The sequence below is a fragment of the Bartonella sp. AU16XJBT genome (assembly GCF_028618665.1).
Taxonomy (GTDB): domain Bacteria; phylum Pseudomonadota; class Alphaproteobacteria; order Rhizobiales; family Rhizobiaceae; genus Bartonella.
The window spans coordinates 87,724-108,548 of sequence record NZ_JAQITF010000005.1 but is presented as its reverse complement, the minus strand read 5'-3'; the positions used below and the strand labels follow the sequence as shown (position 1 = coordinate 108,548).

Here is a 20,825-nt window from a genome sequence, read left to right as displayed (position 1 = left end):
TATTTTAATTATTTTAAAAAATCTAATCCCATTTCGCGATAACGTTCTGGATCGGTATCCCAATTATTGCGCACTTTCACGAAGAGAAAAAGATGAACCTTTTGATCCATAATTTCCATAAGCTCCTTGCGTGCTGCTTGACCAATCATTTTAATTGTATCGCCTTTTGCTCCTAAAACAATTTTCTTCTGACTCTCACGCTCAACATAAATAACTTGATTAATTTTAACTGAACCATCTAAACGCTCTTCAAAGCTTTCTGTTTCAACCGTTGAGGAATAAGGAAGTTCATCATGAAGACGAAGAAAAAGTTTTTCACGCGTGATTTCAGCAGCAAGATGACGCATAGGCATATCGGAAATTTGATCTTCCGGATAATACCATGGCCCCTCCTGCATCATGTTACTCAACGCATGAAGTAAATCCTTGCAACCAGAACCGTTTAGAGCAGAAATCATAAATGTTTGCGCAAACTTTACACGTTCATTGATTTTAGTGGTTAACGCTAGAAGAGATGATTTAACAACTGTATCAACCTTATTTAGAACAAGAACTTTTTCTTGTTTCATAGTGTTTACAATATCTAACATCATCTCAACTTCATCCGAAAGACCACTTTGAGCGTCAATTAAAACGAGTAGAACATCAGCGCTCTTAGCCCCTCCCCAAGCAGCAGAGACCATGGCACGTTCTAAACGCTTATGGGGACGAAAAACACCTGGTGTATCGATCAATACAATCTGCACATCATCATGAATGACAATACCGCGGATTAAAGTTCGTGTTGTTTGTACTTTATGCGTTACAATTGAAACCTTTGTTCCAACCAATTGATTAACCAATGTCGATTTACCGGCATTAGGCATTCCAATAAGCACAACAAACCCAGAACGCGTTTTCATAACGTCACTCATGATCATTTTTTCCCACAGTTTTCCAGACACCCTCTCGTCGCAAAATTTTTTCAGCGGCCATTCTTTCGGCATATCTTTTAGAGCTCCCCTGCCCAACCTCTGAAGCAAAACCTGAAATACTGACCTCTACCATAAAAACAGGATCGTGATCTGGACCTGAACGTTTGATAACCTGATAATGTGGTTGTGCATTGCCTTGGATATGCGCCCATTCTTGTAACTCTGTCTTGGCATCACGTCGACCAGCATCCATTTTCTTTGCCCGACTTTGCCAATATTTTTGAATAAAAGGACGAACGCTTTCCAATCCTCCATCAAGATACATCACAGCAATCAAAGCTTCCACGACATCTGCATGCATATTGATGAGTCGACGCCCTTCAAAATTTCTCATCTCAAAACCAACTTGGATCATATCAGGCAGCCTCATCTCGCGTGCAATCTCAGCACATGTCTGCGCATTGACCAGATGATTCAAACGGACTGATAATTCACCTTCACTTGCCTGAGGGAAAAGTTGATACAGCATCTCTGCAATCAAAAGCCCTAAAACCCGATCACCTAGAAACTCTAGTCGTTCATAATTCCCCTGCTCCGAATCTTGTACACTTGCGTGTGTTAATGCTCTTTTTAATTTTTCTTCATCTTTAAAACGATGCCCCGTCAGCTTGAAAAGCTGATCAATCATGAGACGTTTCATCGTTGTTTCCTTGCTTGATAAGCGGCAAATCATGAACCGTATTTATGAAAGAAAACAAACGTTTCCAACGCACATCAAATGGCCAGCGCCAAATCTGCCAAGCACTTGAACCGTTACTGATAGAAAAGAAAATTACGCTCGCACGACCAATAAGATTTTCTTCTGGAACATAGCCTACATCCAAACGACTATCATCTGAATTGTCGCGGTTATCACCCATCATAAAATAATGTCCTTGAGGAACTTCAAAGACTTTTGTATCATCAACTTTTGGGATGAACGCTAAATCAAGCGTATCGTAGCTAACACCATTAGGCAGTGTTTCGCGATAGACCTCAACAGGATAATTCACTTCCGTTATATCAGAATTATCAATCTCCCCCATAAAGTGACGCGAAACAGCCTCATCATTGATATAAAGAACACTTTGACGAACTTGTATACGATCACCTGGCAACCCAACAACGCGTTTTATATAATCGATCTTCGGATTACTTGGTAAACGAAAAACGACCACATCTCCCCGTTGAGGTTGAGATGCCCAAATACGCCCAGAAAAAAGCGGAGGAGAAAAGGGGATAGAAAAACGAGAATACCCATATGCATACTTAGAAACAAAGAGATAATCCCCCACTAATAAAGTAGGACGCATTGAACCGGAAGGGATACTAAAAGGCTGGAAAAAAAGTGTCCGAATAAACGCTGCTAAAAGCAAAGCCTGTATTAAAACAGAAATTAATTCAAGAATCCCACCTTTTTTTTCTTTTTTATGCACTTTATCTTTTTGGATCATCACCAACTGCCTTCTCATCACAAATATAACTTTTTTTCATCATAATATTCAAATAATAAAAGCACAATCTCTCACGCCATCTATCCACGTGGAAGTGCTTCAATAATAACAAATGCCTGCGCCCAAGGAAAATCATCTGTTATGCTGAGATGAATAACCGCATCATGATGAGGAGGTAATAACTTCTGAAGTTGCGCTTGCGCACGATTTGTTAATTGCATGATTGGTTTACCAGATGGCAAATTAACCACCCCCATGTCTTTCCAATTGATACCACAAGCGATTCCCGTCCCTAAGGCTTTAGCACATGCTTCTTTAGCGGCAAATCTTTTCGCATAAGAAGAAGAATTTTTCTTGAATTTTTCGGATCTATTCCTTTCAATATCCGTAAAAATACGTTGGATAAAGCGCTCGCCATAACGAACCAACATTCTCTCAATCCGTCGTATATCAACCAAATCATTTCCAAGACCAACAATCATAAGATATTATCCGATCTTTCTTTCGATGAACGCTTCTTTAAACGCCTTTTTTTTATAATCTTTTGATATCGCTTTTGTTTAAAACGAACCGTTGCCCTGTAAACACCTATATAAGATACACCACCAAAAACAACACCTAAAAGGGTTCCACCTAAAATCATAGGCCTCATAATTGTATCCCATGCACCTTTAAAAAGAAGAGAAAAATTTGACATTGTCAAACCATTAAACAGCGCACGAATTTGAGAAAGAGAAATCTCATTGACATCCCTAAAAAGCGATAAACAAAAATACCCTACTTTATAATCAGCCATGACAATCAATAAAAACGTGAGTGGATTAGAAAAAACCGTCCCAATGATTGCAGCCGCAAAATTTGCACGCAAAATCCAAGAAAAAAATATTGCCAAGATAATATGCACCCCAAAGACAGGGGAACAGGCTAAAAAAATGCCAATAGCAAACCCTAATGCAACTTCATGCGGTGATGCTGATATACGCAAAATACGTTTATAGATGTAAGAAAATGAGCGAGAAAATGAACGACGTGGCCATAACCAAAGTCGAATACGCGTTACAAAATCTATTGGTTCTCGACGACGAAAAAGCATATGACTCTCAATATACATCTTTTGATGATGAAATAATCTATATCATCCAAATTAATCTTTTTAAGTTTTTGCATAAAAAAAAATAGAAAAACAATTAAATATTTCGACTGCCTGGTTTAATCGCTGGAAGAACAGAAAGATCTGCCGGAAGTGCATCACTCGCATAAGAGGCTATTTCGTATTCAGCAAGCGCAATCAATGGAACGCCAACATCAACTTTACCACCAGAACGATCAAGGATACATGCACTTGCCAATACCTCTGCTCCTGCTGCCGACAGCGCCTCAACAGTCTCACGAATGGAAAGACCCGTTGTCACAATATCTTCGACAATAACAACCCGTGCACCCTTCTTTATTTCAAAACGACGCAATTCAAAGACACCATTGACACGCTCCACCCAAAGAGAAGGAACTCCAAGGTGACGTGAAGTCTCATAGGAAGGGATAAGACCGCCAATTGCGGGACCAACGACATAATCAATTTGTTCCTCGATAGATTCTTTTATTTTTTCAGCTAATCCACGACAGAGCTTTTCCGTCAAGTCAGCATGCATAAACACTTTTGCCTTTTGCATATAAGTCGCACTATGGCGCCCCGATGTTAAAATAAAATGCCCTTCTAGAATAGCATCTGCTTGTTTAAAAATATCAATGACATCTTGTGTATTCATTGCAAAATCTTTCTTGTTATCCATGAACCCGCCGTACTGTACTGACTGAATCTGCATTTTTTAATTGAGAAAAAATACGATTCAAATGTTTTAAATCCCAAACTTCTAAATCAATCATCATTTCTGTAAAATCTGGTGCTGTACGGATAAAAGATAAATTTTGGATATTGGCATCGTTAGCAGAAATTATTTGCGTAATTTTAGCTAAAGAACCAGGACGATTTACAGCCAAAATATTCATCCGTGCAGGAAAACGTTCATTCATTTGGGCATCAATATCCCAGCGGACATCAATCCATCTTTCTGGTTGATCATCATACGCCATTAAAGCCGAAGACTGTATTGGATAAATAACAATCCCCGCGCCTGGTTGCATAATACCAACAATCCGATCTCCAGGCACAGCTCCTTCTGGTGAAAAACGTACAGGTATATCTCCCCGGGTTCCTCGAATAGGTAATGCTCTAGATTGATGATTCTCGACCATTGCATCCTTTTCATTTTCTGGAACCTTAAAAATCATACCTTGAGCATTTTCAATATTGAACCACCCTTCTTCCCCAGGCTTAAAAAATGACTTTTGGACCACACGCTCTTGATAATCAGGATAAACTGCTTTAATCACATCAGCGGAAAACAGTTCTCCACGCCCAACAGCAGCCAATACATCTTCTACATCTTTACGTGCCAAACGTGGCAAAACTTTCTTCAAAACGTCTTTTGAAAATTGTTTTCCCATATATTCAAAAGAACGCTCAAGAATACGATATCCTAAACCCGAATATTGCTTACGTACCGCGGCTCGGCTTGCGCGTCGAATGGCTGAACGTGCTTTACCTGTGACAACAAGAAATTCCCACGCAGCCGGTGGAACTTGAGCATGCGAACGAATAATATCAACTTCGTCACCATTTTTTAATTTAGTCATTAAAGGCATAATACGACCATTGATTTTTACGCCCACACAAGAATCACCGATGTCTGTATGGACGGCATAAGCAAAATCAATAGGTGTTGCGCCTTTAGGAAAAGCAATTAATCGACCTTTTGGTGTAAAACAAAAAACTTGGTCTTGAAAAAGCTCAAGTTTTGTATGTTCTAAAAACTCTTCCGGATTATCTCCATCAGATAAAGATTGTATCGTTTGACGCAACCATGCATAGGCATTCATTTCACTTGATAATTTTGAAGTCGAATAATTGGACCCCCTCTCTTTATATATGGAATGGGCCGCAACCCCATATTCAGCAACTTCATTCATGGCAGCCGTTCTAATTTGCAATTCAACGCGTTGTCTTGAAGGACCCACAATAGTTGTATGAATAGAACGGTAATCATTTTGCTTTGGTATAGAGATATAATCTTTAAAACGACCAGGAACCATCGGCCATGTCGTATGGATGACACCAAGAGCACGATAACAATCATTCACGGATTCAACAATCACACGAAATCCAAAAATATCCGATAACTGTTCAAAAGATAATGCTTTACTTTCCATTTTGCGAAAAACTGAATAAGATTTTTTCTGACGGCTTTTAACATCTGCTTTAATGCCATTTTCCCAAAAAAGTTTTGTCAATTCATTTTCAATTGTGGAAAGCAAATCACGGTTGTGCTTCAATAATTCAGAAAGTCGATTGGTAATCGTACGATGACCTTCTGGATTTAAATAAAAGAAAGAGAGGTCCTCTAATTCCTCGCGCATATCCTGCATACCCATACGGCCCGCAAGTGGCGCATAAATATCCATTGTCTCCTCAGCAATTCGCCGACGTTTATCGTCACGCATAACACCAAGGGTCCGCATATTATGAAGGCGGTCCGCAAGTTTGACTAAAAGAACACGAACATCATCAGAAATGGCAATAAGGAGTTTACGAAGATTTTCTGCCTGTACAGCTTTCTTGGATACAAGATCAAGCTTATTAAGCTTTGTAAGCCCTTCAACCAACTTCCCAATTTCAGAACCAAAAAGCTGATCAATTTCTGCTCGTGTAGCACTTGTATCCTCAATTGTATCATGCAAAAGAGCAACAGCAATCGTTGCTTCGTCCAACCGCATATCTGTTAAAATAGCAGCAACTTCTAAAGGATGAGAAAAATAAAGATCACCTGAAGCACGCTTTTGATGCGCATGCTTTCTCATTGCATAATTATAAGCTCTGTTTAAAAGAGCCTCATCTACGTCAGACTTGTAACGCTGAACACGTCCAACAAGCTCACACTGACGCATCATACGCGCATATCCTTTATCTTTTCACACTTCTAATCCTTATTGAACACATCTTATCAACAAAAGACAAGAAAAATAACTGCTCCTTACATGACAAGGTATCTCTATTCCTGTAATATCAACCACCGCAATTAATAATCTTCACCTTTTTCTGGAACAACCAAACCTTCAATACCCGCTAAAAGCTCTTCTTCTGACATATGATCAAATGAAGTTCCTTCTTCTTGCGATGATGTATTAAAAACACTTTCAGCTTCACTTGAATGAGTGATAAATCCACTTGCCATTTCTGGCTCATCTACTTCCACATGCTTTTGCAGCGAATGAATAAGATCTTCTTTTAAATCAGCAGGCGACAATGTTTCTTCTGCTATTTCACGCAAAGCAACAACTGGATTTTTATCATTATCACGATCAACTGTAATCTGCGCTCCTTGTGAAATCTGACGCGCCCGATGACCTGCTAAAAGTACCAATTCAAAGCGGTTATCAACTTTATCAATACAATCTTCTACCGTTACGCGGGCCATTTATGCCTCTTTCTCAAATAAAAAAAATTAATAGCGGGTGGTCAGTATATACAATAATCAAAATAAAACACAAGAAAAACAACACAAGCTTTCATATTTTTTGCTTAAAGAACTTATTGGAAAAAATTCTTGGAAACTTTATAAAAAAACGTATATCCTATTGGCACTCGTTATCAAAGCTTCTCTTAAAAGCATTCCAATAGATTGGAGTGAAGCAAAGGAAGGCGTTTCTTGACAAAATATTTCTTTAGAGTCTTTATCCTTTTAAAAGAAATACCAGCTCTTGGAAATATTTTTCAATAACAACAGCCTTATGCACATTTTTTATGATAATATATTTATGAAAGATAGAATTTTTTCTTTGAACAGCATATGTATTGCACTCTTATTCATCGAATAACTTACTGAAAGATTGCTTCTTGTTACATCAGAATTAGCCATAAGTTTATATTAAACTTTCTTCTAAAGCAGTTTATTTATATTCTAGATTGTTTATCAAAACATGCCCCATCATATACGCCATAAAAGACTCAAAAGAATAAAAAATTGATGCCTAACGCCATGAATAGCCCATTAACATCCCTTTGCCCAGAGCCTCCCCAAAATTGCAATTTATGCCCTAGGCTCCATCAGTTTATCGCTGACTGGCGTGTGAAAGAACCAAGTTGGCATAACGCACCGGTACGCCCCTTCTTTCCCTATAAAGGAGCAGACACAACGCGTCTTCTCATTGTTGGTCTTGCGCCTGGATTACGCGGAGCCAATCGAACTGGACGTCCATTCACGGGTGATTATGCTGGACATTTACTTTATTCCACTTTGAAAAAATTCGGTTTTGCCCAAGGAACCTTTGAAGAAAGAGCAGACGATAATCTTGAACTGATTGATGCTGCAATTGTTAACTCTGTTCGTTGTGTTCCACCAGAAAATAAACCTACCGGTGCAGAAATTAACACGTGCCGCTCGTTTTTTTCGCCTCTTTTAACAAATCTTCCCAAACTTAAAGCCGTTATTACCTTAGGCTCCATTGCACACCATTCAACGATACGTGCTCTTAATGCAAAAGTTTTAGCTCACCCTTTTGGACATGGCAAAATCAATAACATTGGCAGATTACGCATCTTTTCAAGCTATCACTGTTCTCGTTATAATACAAATACTGGCCGCTTGACAGACGCTATGTTTCACCAAATTTTTCAAGCAGCAAAAACATACTTAGATCAATGCTAAAATTGTTTTAAAAAGCGCTATAAATAAAGGATATCCCAATCGATCATCCATATCTTTTTAAAAGTCTTGCTTTTTCACGTCCCCAGTCACGTTTTTTTTCCGTTTCGCGCTTATCATGAAGTTTTTTCCCACGTGCTAGCGCAATCTCTAACTTAACACGCCCACGTTCATTAAAATACAGTTTGAGAGGAACAAGTGTCATTCCTTCACGGGATGTTGCATTAAAAAAGCGTGCCATCTCACGTTTTGAAAGTAATAACTTACGCAACCGCCGCGGCTCATGATTAAAACGATTAGCCTGCGTATATTCAGGAATATAGCTGTTTATTAACCATAATTCCCCATTTTCAAAACTAGCATAGCTTTCAGCAATATTCGCATGATTAGAACGTAAAGACTTCACTTCCGCTCCTTGAAGAACAAGACCGGCCTCAAGATTATTAAGGATTTCAAAATTAAAACGTGCTTTACGATTGTCAGCAATTATTTTCCGTACGGGCGCGTTCTTTTTTTTATTCATGGCTTTTTCAATATCATTTTATGCTTTTAAAAGACCAGCATGACTAAGGGCTGTATCAATAACCTTCTTTGTGCTCTCTGTTAATGGAACAATCGGAGAACGCACAGTCTCACCACAAATTCCCAATTTTGCAGCAGCATATTTAATACCTGCTGGACTAGGTTCGATAAACACAGCACGGTTTAGAGGCATGAGGCGATCATTTAATTCCCGTGCTGTTTTATAATCACCATGAAAACAAGCAGCTTGAAGCTCTGCACAAAGTTTTGGAGCAACATTGGAGGAAACTGAAATACATCCGACACCTCCATGTGCATTAAAACCTAATGCTGTACAGTCATCACCGGAAAGCTGCACAAAATCTTTGCCACACTTTTCACCTTGTTCACTCACGCGCTCAATTCTACTCGTTGCATCTTTAACACCAATGATATTGTTAAAATCTTGATAAAGGTCTCTCATCGTTTCCACAGCCATATCGATAACAGAACGACCCGGAATATTATAAATTATAATCGGAATAGAAACAGCTTTGGCAATGGAAGAAAAATGCTTATATAAACCAGACTGATTGGGTCTATTATAATAGGGGGTCACAACCAAAACGGCATCTGCACCAGCTTTTTGCGCGTATTGTGCAAGCTCTATAGCCTCACTTGTGCTATTGGATCCTGCTCCAGCAACAACAGGAACACGCTTTGCGGCCTGCTCAACACACAATGCTATAATTTGCTTATGTTCTTCATGACTTAAAGTTGCTGATTCACCTGTTGTCCCAACAGGGCTTACACCGTTAATCCCTTGTGTGATTTGCCATTCAACAAAATCACAAAACGCTTTCTCATCAATTGCACCCTTCTGATCAAACGGTGTGATAAGCGCAGTTATAGCTCCCTTGAGCATGATAAACTCCCTATAATGTTCGCTTTTATTTTTTTAATAATCGCCTTTATAAATTTTAAATAGAGCATAATCTTGCTCTATCATTGAAGCAAGATGAATTTCAAAAAAAGCCTCTATAAGATGAACATGTCCCTCCTTAAATTTTGAACATTTCTTTAAAATAAGCCATCTGTATTAACGCGTTTTTCATGCTTGTGTTCTATAACCCCTTAAGTTTTTACAAAAAGCAAGGTCTTAAGGTCTTTTCTCTATGCGTGTGTTTTCCACCTCTCTTTTCGTATCAACCTTTACTGCACTTATACTGGCAATAGAAACTTTATTTTCAAGTGCCTATGCACAAACACCTCTTTTACATGGGAAAGCACCAATCCCTTCGGCACGCCCTACCCCCTTTACTGTTAAACAAGAAGCTCAAGAACCTCTTCAACAAAGACACACGACATCGCACAATACTGCGACACTCAAACAACTAAAAGCTGGGCTAGATGCCCTTGCAAACAACAATGTTGCAAAAACAATAAACCTGCGTAATTCAATGGAAAAACATAGCCTTGATCGTGATATTCTGACATGGGCGCTGGGGCTATCAAACCAAGATAATATACCAAGTTCTGAAATATATAACGCAATCAATATGCTAAAAGGATGGCCCGGTATAGAAACGATGCAACGCAATGCTGAACGTGCTTTTCTTAACGAAACCAATGTCACACGTGTCATCATCCAAAAATTTTCTCATCACTCCCCTCTCACAGCACAAGGCATGGCAATCTTCGCTAAAGCACTTATTGCAACGGGACAAATTACCCGTGCTCAACATGTTATTGCACCGTGGTGGCATAAAACAACGCTTAATGCAAAAGAAGAAGTATTTGTTCTTAAAAATGCAAGCGCTGCCTTAAAACCTATTGATCATTTAAAACGCATGCAGTTTATGCTGTATGCACATCGTTTTGATTCAGCGGCACGCGTTGCAAAATTAGCCCGTGCTCAATCTCTTTTTGATGCTTTTGTGGCCGTTGAAAAAAATGATCCCAGAGCGACACAAAAATTACAAGCTATAGAGAGAATATGGAAAAAAGATCCTCTCTTCCAGTTTGCTCGAATGCGCCATCTTCGGCGAACAAAGCAATATGATGCCGCCGCAACACTGATGATGAAAACATCAAAAGATACCTTCCATCTTATGAACCCTCATTCATTGTGGAAAGAACAACGCGCCCTTTCTCGGGAAATGCTCGATTTAAACAAACCCCAAATAGCTTATCAGCTCGTTGCGATGCACACTGGCATGACATCCGCATTAGCCGTCGATGCTGAGTTTCATGCAGGGTGGTACGCACTACGGTTCCTTCATAACCCTAAATTGGCAATGCAGCATTTTTCACGTCTTCCTCAACTCTCTTCTTTACCTTTTTCTGCATCACGTGGATATTACTGGATGGGACGAACAGCAGAAACGCTAGGAGAACACAAAAATGCTCAGCTTTACTTTCATCGCGCAGCTCATTTTGGTGCAACTTATTATGGTCAATTAGCCGCTGCACGACTCAACCAAAAAAAGCTTAATATCTCCTTTCCTAAACCAACAACCGCTGAGCGACAACATTTTAGTGCACGAAAAGCGATCAAAGCAATTCAACGTCTTGAAGAAGCCGGATATGCTGATTTTGCTAAAGTTTTTTATAGAGAACTCGGAAAAAAAATAGAAAGCCCTGGTGAATTAGCTCTTCTGGCTGTTATGGCAGAAAAAAATGGTGACTATTATACCAGCCTCAAAATCGGAAAAATGGCTGCTTTTCAGGGGAAAAATGTCGGGGCGCTTTCTCATCCTTTAGGCGCTATACCAGCTTCTGCGCATATTTCTGTAGAAGAAAAATCGCTTATCTATGCCATTGCACGCCAAGAAAGCGAATTTAATCCAACAGCCATATCAAAAGCAGGTGCACAAGGTATACTCCAATTGCTTCCTACAACCGCAAAAGCACTCGCAAAAAAATACTCAATCGCATGGTCTCATAAAAAATTCAGCAGTGATGCTCATTATAATGTGACATTAGGGGCCCATTTTCTCAATGAACAATTGGAACGTTTTAATGGATCCTATATACTCACTCTTATTGGCTATAATGCAGGTCCCCGTCGGGTCGATGAATGGATCAAACGTTATGGCGATCCTAGAGGACAATCTCTCGATAACATCATTGATTGGATTGAACGTATCCCTTATACGGAAACACGGAATTACGTGATGCGTGTCATGGAAAATTACGGTGTCTACAAAGCAAGACTCACTGGAAAAATAGATATAAAAACCGACCTGCTTTCTGGTCGATGGAAATAATATGCCTTAATCTTTCCCAAGAGCATTGCGTTTTTAAGAGACATTTTTATTCCTTCTTAAAAGAGTAACCACATACGGCCTCACTTTTAACATGCAAGTCAATGACTTTAATTGATTCAGTATCAATAGAGTTGAAGTGGAAAAATCCTACGCCATTTGAGGCACTCATTCCAAATACAACATAATGAATTATCCTTATAAATCATTATGTTGTACAAATAGTGCATTTCTTCTCAACACATAAATAATAATATCAATAGAGGTCACAATGTAAAAAGAGTAAAATGAATAGCGCATTCTTTTACTGTTGCTTATTCATCAACATTCAAATCTTGTACAACAGCATGTTTTGAAGATATTTTTTCTGCTTACAACATTTCTATACTCAATAGGCGTGCATTATTACGTATATCTGTTTGGATCATCTCTAAAGCAAAAACACAGACTCATTGAGTGAGAAAACCTTAAAGATAAAAAATATCCTCCTGCCCCTTCCCTTTTCATTCAGCTTTACAACTTTCAAACATATCAATATCTTTTAAGATATGCAGATGAAGCTTTGCCTTTTATTTCTTTCATTTTATAGATAAGCTCACATCTTTCATACAAAGCAGAATATTTAGCCCAAATAGTATACTTCGCTTATGCCTATTTTGTTTTAAAAAGCACTTTTTAATGTTTCTAAGTTCATTTCACAATGTTGAACTCGAAGAGTGCTTATGAAAAGCCTCTCACGAATGGTATAAAAATCAATTAGAATATATTGCCTTTAATGAGATGAAAGCTATAGCCCTATCAGCCCCGAATGCTCAACGTTGCAACAGCCCTTTCATTTAGAGCATTTATAAGAAATATGTTTACTCTTAAAGTTTTTTTATCCATGATCTCCCTTATGACCGTATTAAGCAAATGGTTTTGATTGATTTAATGTCAAAAGATTTGGAGAGAACTATATTTCATTCAAATTATAAAATGATAAACAATCATTCTAAATCAATATATTATCTAAATAGAGCCCCTTATAAAAAATCAGCTAAATATCAAGGATACTCTGATCGTTTTATTCACTTTTGATGGTGGAGGGGGAGGAAAAGCACCAACGCGTTGAAGGGCTGCCATAGCCAATCGATCGAGTTCTGGATCTCCAGCAGAAACGACGACACGGCTAGAAAAAATACTCCCCCGCTCATGCACCCTAAATTCTAACTTCACCGTTCCTTTTGCTCGACTGGTACGCTGTCCTACCACATAATTTTTTTGCCTCTCTAATTGCGACTGTACCTTCGCTAACCACTCCATTAACACCATATCTTCAAGCCCTGCTGTACTGCCGCTCTGTTTGGCATTAAGTGAACGCACGGCCTTTACAGGTGGCTGCTTTACAACTGTCTTTGGTATTGTTTTTTTCTCAAAAATTTTATCTTCTACTTTTTGAGGAAGAGATTCTTCCAAAGATTTTACTGTAAAATCATCCTTTTCTACAGTATGCTGGAGCTCTTCCGGTTGAATTTCATCCACCGTTTCCGATATCTCTGGCTCTTGCTCAGCAAGATCTGGCTGCAATAGTTCTGATTTCATGCTGATATTTGATAAATCTGTATCATGATCTGGATTCGACGAATCTACATCAGCATCCAGATATACACTCTCTTGGGCAAGAGTTAACATCACCGTCGACGAGAGCATACCATTACTGACGCCAGTCTTTCGAAAATAAAACTGTGCTCCCAATGCAATATGCAAAGACAGAGCGCCAACAAATGCACCAATCCAAAGAGTTGATAACTGCCTGGTATTTGCAAAGTTCATCGTTTCTTCCGCCGCTATTCTAAGTGCAATATTGATATTTCATCTCATTAAAACAAGCTATTTTGAAATTGCAACTTTTTTCTTGACTGATTTTATCATGTTTAATATGGTTTCTCTGTGATTTTATGTTGTTAAATCATTCCTGCTTGGTTGGCTAATTTTTGATAGGCTTAAGTCAAGCGTTTTTACGGGCATTTTTATATGTAAATTTCAAGCTTAGAGAGGGGATGTTAAAAAAAAAGGTTATAATGAGTTATGCGAATAAGACGAGAAAATATCCATAAAAGCTGTGTGATTTTAGGTGCATTGTCGGTCTGTATGCCTTCATTTGTTTTTGCACAAAACAGTGATAAGAATGTTGTGACTGAGCTCAAACCAATCCTTATTAAAGGAAAAAGAATAGAAGATGCTTCGAATTCAATAACCATTCTAACTGATCGTAAAACCGACAAGAATATTGATGAAAAACAAATAACTGATGTTTATGACGTGAGTCGTCTTAATCCTTCTGTCTCCTATAACTCAGGAAATAACAGTTTCGTTGTTCGTGGTTTAGATGCAAACCGTGTTATTACAACGATGGATGGTATTTCTCTTCCATGGTTTGATGATATATTCCGTGGTAGAGGTGGGAATACAACTTTTGATTTCAATGCGCTTTCTACATTTGATACTATTCAAGGGTCAGATTCTAGTCTTTATGGTTCTGGGGCGCTTGGGGGGATAATTGCGTTGCGTACTCTTAATCCTGAAGACCTTATCGGGGAGGGAAAGAATTGGGGAAGCCTTATAAAAGGTGGTTATCATTCTGTTGATAACAGTTGGCGCGTTAATCAAGCTTTTGCTGTGCGTAATTACCGAACATTTTTGCTTTTTCAAGGGTCTTATGTAGAAGGTCATGAGCGCAAAAATATGGGAACAGTGGGAGGATATCAGGAACGCACGCGTAAAAACCCTTCTAACTTTGATAAAAATAACTTACTTTTTAAAATCCATCAATATTTGAGTGATAATCATCGGCTTGGTTTTACCGCAGAACGTTTTGGTCATAATAGTAACACACATTCATTAAATGAATCTGCAAGATATGCTCTAGGTTCCGTTTATGATCGGGATAATAAAATTCGTGAGCGCTTTTCTCTTTCTTATGATTATAATGGTAATGGCGATGCGTTTCTTGATGCGTTTCGTGGGCTGCTTTATTGGCAAAGGCAATCAAGTCGTCACGTTTTGACTGGCGTTCGTGTTTCAGCACCTAAAGGGGATTATTTGAGAGATAATTTTTTGCGTAATATCAATTATGGGTTCAATGCTGATGCACTTAAAAAAGTAGATTTTGGCACTGTAAGTCATACGTTAAAGTTTGCAATGAATGTTTCCTCATCTAAATTTCATCACTATTTGTTAGGCAAAGACAATTGCCATGTGAAAGAATATGCGAAAGGATGTCTTTTCGTTCCTGCTAATCGATCAGATTCACCAGACACGAATGGTTACAATTTAGGTTTTGTTTTTGAAGATGAAGTTGGGTTCGTTGATGATCGTTTTCGTGTAACGCCGGGAGTCCGATATGATTGGTACAAATATATTCCTCAGAAAACGCCTTCTTATGAGAAAGCGCTGATTTCTGATAAATTTCCTCCAGAAAGAAGTGGATCACGCTTTTCTCCTAAATTGCGCATGGAGTGGGATGTTCGTAATCAAGTAACGCTTTATGCTCAGTGGGCACAAGCTTTTCGTGCACCGCGTATTCCAGAGCTTTACGTTTCTTATATCAAACCTTCTGCTTATTACGTGAAAGGAAATTCTGATCTTCAACCAGAAACAAGCAATGGGTATGATGTTGGTCTACGGTATGGAAATGCAAATTTCGGTGGCTCCTTCAATGCCTTTATCAACCAATATAAGAATTTCATAGATACTGAGGATAAAGGTCCATCAGAGGAATTCAAATTTGCGCGTCGGCATTACATGAATCGTTTCCGCGTACAAATTTTTGGTGTTGAAACAAAAGCGCATTTAGTTCTTAAAAATGGTTTTCATAGCAATGTTGCCCTTGCTTATTCACAAGGAAAAGATCTTGATAAAAAGGAGTATCTTAACTCAATTCCTCCTTTGAAAGCAGTTATCGGATTAGGGTATGCAAAAGAGGTTTGGGGAAGCGATATTATCCTCACTTTGGCAGCCAAACGTGACAAAGTAGCTAAAGCATCTGATTACCAAAAAATTCCAGGATACTATGTCGTTGATATGACAGGGTGGTGGAAACCATTCGGTGAAACGGGACCTATTTTAAGAGCCGGTGTTTACAATCTTTTCAATACAAAATATTGGAATGCATCAGAACTTCCTTCAGGTAAAAGTTCAACACCGAAGGATTATTATAGCCAGCCTGGTCGTAACTTTAAGGTGTCGTTCGTACAAAAGTTTTAGTCACTTCTGTTAACTGTTATCGTATCGATAAAAGGATCAATTATTGTGTTTCTATTTTCAAGATCTTTAAAATTACAAGGGTTTGATAGAAAAGTTTTAATTCTTCCTTTTTTATCGTTTTTTGATTGTTCGGCTGTTGGCGATAGAGCGTTATTTTGTGATAGATTGAGCTCTTAAAAGAGTTTGATCTATTGCCTTAGAATTGTAAATTTTGAAAGTTAGTTTTTGAGTGAAAGTAAAATAAGGTAAAGTCCATGGCATATACAGCTGAAATGATTCTTCGCTTGCGTGAAGAAAAAAAAGAAATGCGAAACCGCGATTTTGCGGTTTCGATTGGTGTATCTGAAGCGGAACTTATTGCGGCCTATTGTACCGTTGGAAAGGCAAAAAGACTACAAGCTGATGTTGCTACTCTCTTGGAGAGTGCACCTCGACTTGGAACAGTCATGGTCTTAACACGAAACGAACATGCTGTTCACGAAATAACAGGACGTTTTGAAAAAATTGTTCAAAACCAACATATTCCTATAACACTTGGTGAAATTGATTTGCGTATTTTTACAAAACAATGGAAGTTCGGTTTTGAATATGATGTCGTTGTTCTTGGAAAACCTACAAAAAGTCTACAATTCTTTGATCAGCATGGCGTTGCTATTTTTAAAGTCTATTCTAAAGCTATGACCAATATGGAAGAGTGGAATAAACTTGTTGAAAAACTTCTTCTTGAAGATCAGTCCTCTGTTCTTGACATTCTTCCCGTTTCTCTTCCAGTCCAGTGTGACATAACAGAATTGGATATTGAGAATTTTCGGGATCGTTGGCGAAAAATGACAGATGTACACCAACTTCACAAAATTATTTCCGAATTTAAAATGAATCGGCATCATGCTGTAAAATATGCTGGCAATGAATTTGCTGATGCATTACAGGTAGATGCTGTTGAAATAATGCTTAACCAAGTTGCACAACAAGAACTACCAATTATGTGCTTTGTTGGTAATAAGGGGTGTATCCAAATTTTTAGTGGGACTGTAAAAAATATTAAGCAAATGGGGCCTTGGCTTAATGTTCTTGATCCAGAGTTTGACCTCCATTTACTCACGTCTGGAATTTCTAGTGTATGGCATGTTCGCAAACCTACCCGTGATGGTTATGTCAGTTCGCTTGAAGTTTTCGATAAAAATGATGAAATGATTGTTCAGTTCTTTGGCTTGCGCAAAGAAGGTCAAAAAGAGCGTGAGGATTGGCGTTCTTTATTGAAGTCTCTTCCTCCCTATCAAGAATTAGTCGTCGCTTAGAAAGATAAAATATGCTTATACTTCTTTTGCGCAGACAATTAAGTTTTTTTCTTCTTTTTATATTGCTTTCTCTTAGCTTCTCTTCTCAACGAGTCATAGCTGAGCCTACCACACATTTTTCTGAAAATGCACGAATTGTCTCTATTGGCGGTTCTTTAACGGAAATTGTTTATGCATTAGGTGCACAAGATCAACTTGTTGCTCGTGATAGTACAAGTGTTTATCCCAAAGAAGCTCTCAAACTTCCTGTGCTTGGCTATATGCGTGCTCTTTCACCTGAAGGTGTTCTGTCTCTTGCTCCAGAAGGAATCTTGCTCGTTGAAGGAAGTGGGCCTCCTTCTACAATTGAAATTCTCAAGAAAACATCAATCCCTATCGTGATCATACCAGAAGACTATTCTCGAGAAAGTGTCATAGAAAAAATTCGCCTCGTTGGAAAAGCCGTCCATCGTGAAGCAGAAGCCGCTGCGTTAATTCAAAAAGTGAGCCGTGATTTTGTAGACAATGATGCTCTTTTGGCAAAAGTAACCAAACCAAAGCGTGTCCTTTTTATTTTGTCCGTGCAAAATGGGCGCGTTATGGCATCTGGAACAGATACAGCGGCTGATGGTATCATAAAGCTTTCGGGTGGTGTCAATGCCATTACTGATTATAAAGGGTATAAACTTCTCAATAACGAAGCGTTATTGAAAGCAAATCCTGATGCTATTTTGCTTATAACACATAGTGGAAGATCTCTTAATCTTGAAAAGCTTTTAGCTATACCAGCAATTCAAGCAACAACTGCCGCCAAAAATCATGCTATTAAACAAATGGATGCTATGTACCTTTTAGGATTTGGTCCACGCACTGCATACGCATCAAGAGAACTTATTCATATGCTTTATGGAGCAAACCAAAACGGTAAAAACGGATAGAATTGGTAGCGCCATCCATGGTTGATGCATCTGAAACAAAAAAAAATAAAAAAATAAATCGCGAGAATTTGAGAAAAATACTCTTATTCAGTCTAATAATATTCCTCGTCTTTAGTATTTTAAGCGGACTTTTAAATGGTGCTTCAAATACTTCTTTCTTTGATTTTCTTTATAGCATGTTTACGCAAGAATTTTCTGTCAGTAGTAAGACACGCGATTATCTCATATTTATTGATATCAGGCTTCCTCGTGTTATCTTAGGATTATTGATTGGAGCAGCTTTAGCTGTCTCTGGTGTTCTAATGCAAGGGCTTTTCCGTAATCCTCTTGCAGATCCTGGGATTGTAGGTGTATCAGCAGGAGCCGGTCTTGGTGCTGTTTTAGCAATTGTTATCGGTTTTGCCTTTCCCGTTTCATTTGCACCTTTTCTAGAGCCATACAAAGTTATCATAGGCGCTTTTTTTGGTGGACTTTTATCAACGATTGTTCTCTACATCATAGCGACGCATCATAACTTTACCTCTATTGCAACCATGTTGCTTGCTGGTATTGCCCTTGGGGCCCTAAGCAGTGCAGTTGTCGGAACGTTGATTTTTATCGCAAATGACCAACAATTACGCGATATCACTTTTTGGAGTCTTGGCTCTCTTGCGGGTGCGACATGGTTGAAAGTATGGCTTGTTCTCCCTTTTATTTTTATTGGTCTTCTTTTCTCCCCCTTTTTAGCACGAGCTCTTAATGCTCTTGCGCTTGGAGAAGCCGTTGCTGGTCATATCGGTTTTCCTGTTCAACGCGTTAAAAATATTGCTATTCCTCTTGTTGCTCTTATGTGTGGAAGTGCTGTTGCTGTCAGTGGTGGTATCGGTTTTATCGGTATTATTGTCCCTCATATTTTGCGTCAGCTCATTGGTCCTGATCACCGCTATCTCATTCCTTACTCTGCTCTTTTGGGAGCAGCATTACTTATCTTTGCTGATACGTTTGCACGCTTAATTGTTGCTCCCGCAGAATTGCCAATCGGAATCGTAACAGCGCTTTTTGGTGCCCCCTTTTTCCTATGGATTCTTATATGTAAACGAGGGACAGACTTTTCATGATTGAAGCGACAGATATTTGCGTTCAGCGCGGAAAGGAACAGATTCTTAGCCACATTAATCTTCAAGCTAAAAGTGGAGCTTTTACCATCATTATCGGTCCCAACGGATCAGGAAAAAGTACTTTTGTTAAAGCATTGAGTGGGGAAATTCCTTACAGTGGAAAAATAACCTTAAATGGTTATGATGTACGCCAAACAAAAACTTGTGAAATGGCAAAAATGCGAGCCGTTTTACCACAATCAACGACACTCGTATTTCCATTCTTAGTTCATGAAGTTGTAGGGCTTGGTCTTTCTGTAAACCAAATTACCATTACCAAAGCCGAATTACAAAACCTTATCCAAGAAGCTTTAGAGCGCGTTGACCTTTCTGATTATGGAAACCTATATTATCACCAGTTATCAGGTGGAGAGCAAGCGCGCGTACAACTTGCGCGTGTTCTTTGCCAAATCTGGAAACCCACTTATAATGGAATTCCTCGTTGGATGATATTAGATGAGCCTATTGCAAGCCTCGATATTCAACATCAAATTATCGTTATGGATATTGCAAAACAATTTGCCCATTCTGGTGGTGGTGTTCTTGCTGTTCTCCATGATCTCAACCTCGCGGCACATTATGCAGATAACATGATCTTGCTTAAGGAAGGAGAGATTTATTGCGAAGGAAATGCGACTCATGTTTTGACAACAAAAAATCTCCACGATGTTTATCATTGTTCCTTAAACGTTTCTGAATTACCTAAAGAAGATATCCCATTTATACTCCCTCAAACGGCATCTTCCTATGAGATTAGATCCCAAAGCTATCGGCTTCAATCTAAAAATTAAAATCCATAAAAAAATAAAACACGTAAATATTAAACGGTCTGTTTTATTGTTAAATGAACTTCTTTTTTCATATGTCCTTTTAAAAAAGAGGATCGAGTACACCGTATTTTTGGACAAAAAAACCTGTTTAAAATTTTACGAGACTAAAAATATTTGAGATTTTGTTTTGCTATTAACTTATATAATATCGATATGCGCTTTCCCGCTTTTTCTATAACTTTTGTTTTTATCAACATAATCCAAGAAATATGTGCAAAATTAGATATATTGTTTATATTTTCTAAATACCCGATAGAAATCAAATCCCTTTCTTCAATCTATAAAATATTCATTTGTGGCTTTAATGGCGTTATTTTTTTCATGACACATATGCTTTAGATATTTTTATAAATAGACAAATATTAATTTATACACCTCTATAGTAAAAGCATATCAAATCATATTTTTGACTTTTCTCCCTCTATTTACAAATTGTTTTTTAACTCTTTTAAGTATTGTAATAAGA

General features: G+C 38.3%; 18 protein-coding genes. 7 read left to right on the top strand and 11 right to left on the bottom strand.

Annotation, left to right across the window (positions count from 1 at the left end; all coding sequences use genetic code 11):
- Positions 1-8: 8 nt before the first annotated feature.
- From era to rpoZ, 8 genes are all read right to left on the bottom strand, one after another.
- Complete coding sequence (gene era, locus PVV66_RS04560) at positions 9-914, bottom strand: GTPase Era (protein ID WP_273717581.1); 906 nt, start codon at positions 912-914, stop codon at positions 9-11.
- Complete coding sequence (gene rnc, locus PVV66_RS04555; protein ID WP_273717582.1) at positions 907-1,614, bottom strand: ribonuclease III; 708 nt, start codon at positions 1,612-1,614, stop codon at positions 907-909. The genes era and rnc overlap by 8 nt, the downstream gene beginning before the upstream one ends.
- On the bottom strand, positions 1,595-2,407 hold the full coding sequence (gene lepB / locus PVV66_RS04550; RefSeq protein ID WP_273717583.1) for a signal peptidase I: 813 nt from the start codon (positions 2,405-2,407) through the stop codon (positions 1,595-1,597). Before lepB ends, rnc begins: the two co-directional genes overlap by 20 nt.
- Positions 2,408-2,487: 80 nt before the next feature.
- On the bottom strand, positions 2,488-2,889 hold the full coding sequence (gene acpS / locus PVV66_RS04545; RefSeq protein ID WP_273717584.1) for a holo-ACP synthase: 402 nt from the start codon (positions 2,887-2,889) through the stop codon (positions 2,488-2,490).
- A complete protein-coding gene (locus PVV66_RS04540) occupies positions 2,886-3,500 on the bottom strand; it encodes a DUF2062 domain-containing protein (protein WP_273717585.1) in 615 nt (204 codons plus the stop codon). The genes acpS and PVV66_RS04540 overlap by 4 nt, the downstream gene beginning before the upstream one ends.
- A gap of 94 nt (positions 3,501-3,594) precedes the next feature.
- Complete coding sequence (pyrE, locus tag PVV66_RS04535; RefSeq protein WP_273717692.1) at positions 3,595-4,173, bottom strand: orotate phosphoribosyltransferase; 579 nt, start codon at positions 4,171-4,173, stop codon at positions 3,595-3,597.
- A 16-nt stretch (positions 4,174-4,189) separates the two neighbouring features.
- Complete coding sequence (locus PVV66_RS04530) at positions 4,190-6,412, bottom strand: bifunctional (p)ppGpp synthetase/guanosine-3',5'-bis(diphosphate) 3'-pyrophosphohydrolase (protein ID WP_273717586.1); 2,223 nt, start codon at positions 6,410-6,412, stop codon at positions 4,190-4,192.
- Positions 6,413-6,540: 128 nt separating this feature from the next.
- Positions 6,541-6,939, bottom strand: a complete 399-nt coding sequence (gene rpoZ / locus PVV66_RS04525) for a DNA-directed RNA polymerase subunit omega (RefSeq protein WP_273717587.1) — start codon at positions 6,937-6,939, stop codon at positions 6,541-6,543.
- A gap of 561 nt (positions 6,940-7,500) precedes the next feature.
- Between rpoZ and PVV66_RS04520 the strand changes: the two genes are divergently transcribed.
- Positions 7,501-8,169, top strand: coding sequence for a uracil-DNA glycosylase (locus tag PVV66_RS04520; RefSeq protein WP_273717693.1), 669 nt, complete (start codon positions 7,501-7,503; stop codon positions 8,167-8,169).
- 43 nt (positions 8,170-8,212) lie between these two features.
- On the opposite strand, the gene smpB is transcribed toward PVV66_RS04520, so the two are convergent.
- Both smpB and dapA read right to left on the bottom strand, forming a co-directional pair.
- A complete protein-coding gene (gene smpB / locus PVV66_RS04515) occupies positions 8,213-8,689 on the bottom strand; it encodes an SsrA-binding protein SmpB (protein ID WP_273717588.1) in 477 nt (158 codons plus the stop codon).
- An 18-nt stretch (positions 8,690-8,707) separates the two neighbouring features.
- The gene (gene dapA / locus PVV66_RS04510) at positions 8,708-9,592 is read right to left on the bottom strand and encodes a 4-hydroxy-tetrahydrodipicolinate synthase (protein WP_273717589.1); all 885 of its coding nucleotides are present in this window, start codon (positions 9,590-9,592) and stop codon (positions 8,708-8,710) included.
- Between the two features lie 250 nt (positions 9,593-9,842).
- Between dapA and PVV66_RS04505 the strand changes: the two genes are divergently transcribed.
- The gene (locus tag PVV66_RS04505) at positions 9,843-11,936 is read left to right on the top strand and encodes a lytic transglycosylase domain-containing protein (protein WP_273717590.1); all 2,094 of its coding nucleotides are present in this window, start codon (positions 9,843-9,845) and stop codon (positions 11,934-11,936) included.
- A gap of 1,029 nt (positions 11,937-12,965) precedes the next feature.
- Here PVV66_RS04505 and PVV66_RS04500 read toward each other — a convergent pair.
- Positions 12,966-13,745, bottom strand: a complete 780-nt coding sequence (locus PVV66_RS04500) for an energy transducer TonB (RefSeq protein WP_273717591.1) — start codon at positions 13,743-13,745, stop codon at positions 12,966-12,968.
- A 255-nt stretch (positions 13,746-14,000) separates the two neighbouring features.
- On the opposite strand from PVV66_RS04500, the gene PVV66_RS04495 reads away from it, so the two are divergent.
- The 5 genes from PVV66_RS04495 (at position 14,001) to PVV66_RS04475 (ending at position 20,320) form a co-directional block, all read left to right on the top strand.
- Complete coding sequence (locus PVV66_RS04495; protein WP_273717592.1) at positions 14,001-16,178, top strand: TonB-dependent hemoglobin/transferrin/lactoferrin family receptor; 2,178 nt, start codon at positions 14,001-14,003, stop codon at positions 16,176-16,178.
- A 254-nt stretch (positions 16,179-16,432) separates the two neighbouring features.
- Entirely contained in the window at positions 16,433-17,476 is a 1,044-nt protein-coding gene (locus tag PVV66_RS04490; RefSeq protein ID WP_273717593.1) for a hemin-degrading factor, read from the top strand.
- Between the two features lie 11 nt (positions 17,477-17,487).
- On the top strand, positions 17,488-18,393 hold the full coding sequence (locus PVV66_RS04485) for a hemin ABC transporter substrate-binding protein (RefSeq protein ID WP_273717594.1): 906 nt from the start codon (positions 17,488-17,490) through the stop codon (positions 18,391-18,393).
- 17 nt (positions 18,394-18,410) lie between these two features.
- Positions 18,411-19,490 carry an iron ABC transporter permease gene (locus tag PVV66_RS04480; RefSeq protein WP_273717694.1) on the top strand — a complete coding sequence of 360 codons (1,080 nt, stop codon included), beginning with the start codon at positions 18,411-18,413 and terminating at the stop codon, positions 19,488-19,490.
- Positions 19,487-20,320 (top strand): heme ABC transporter ATP-binding protein, encoded by an 834-nt coding sequence (locus tag PVV66_RS04475; protein WP_273717595.1) that lies wholly within the window; start codon positions 19,487-19,489, stop codon positions 20,318-20,320. The genes PVV66_RS04480 and PVV66_RS04475 overlap by 4 nt, the downstream gene beginning before the upstream one ends.
- The last annotated feature ends 505 nt before the right edge of the window (positions 20,321-20,825 follow it).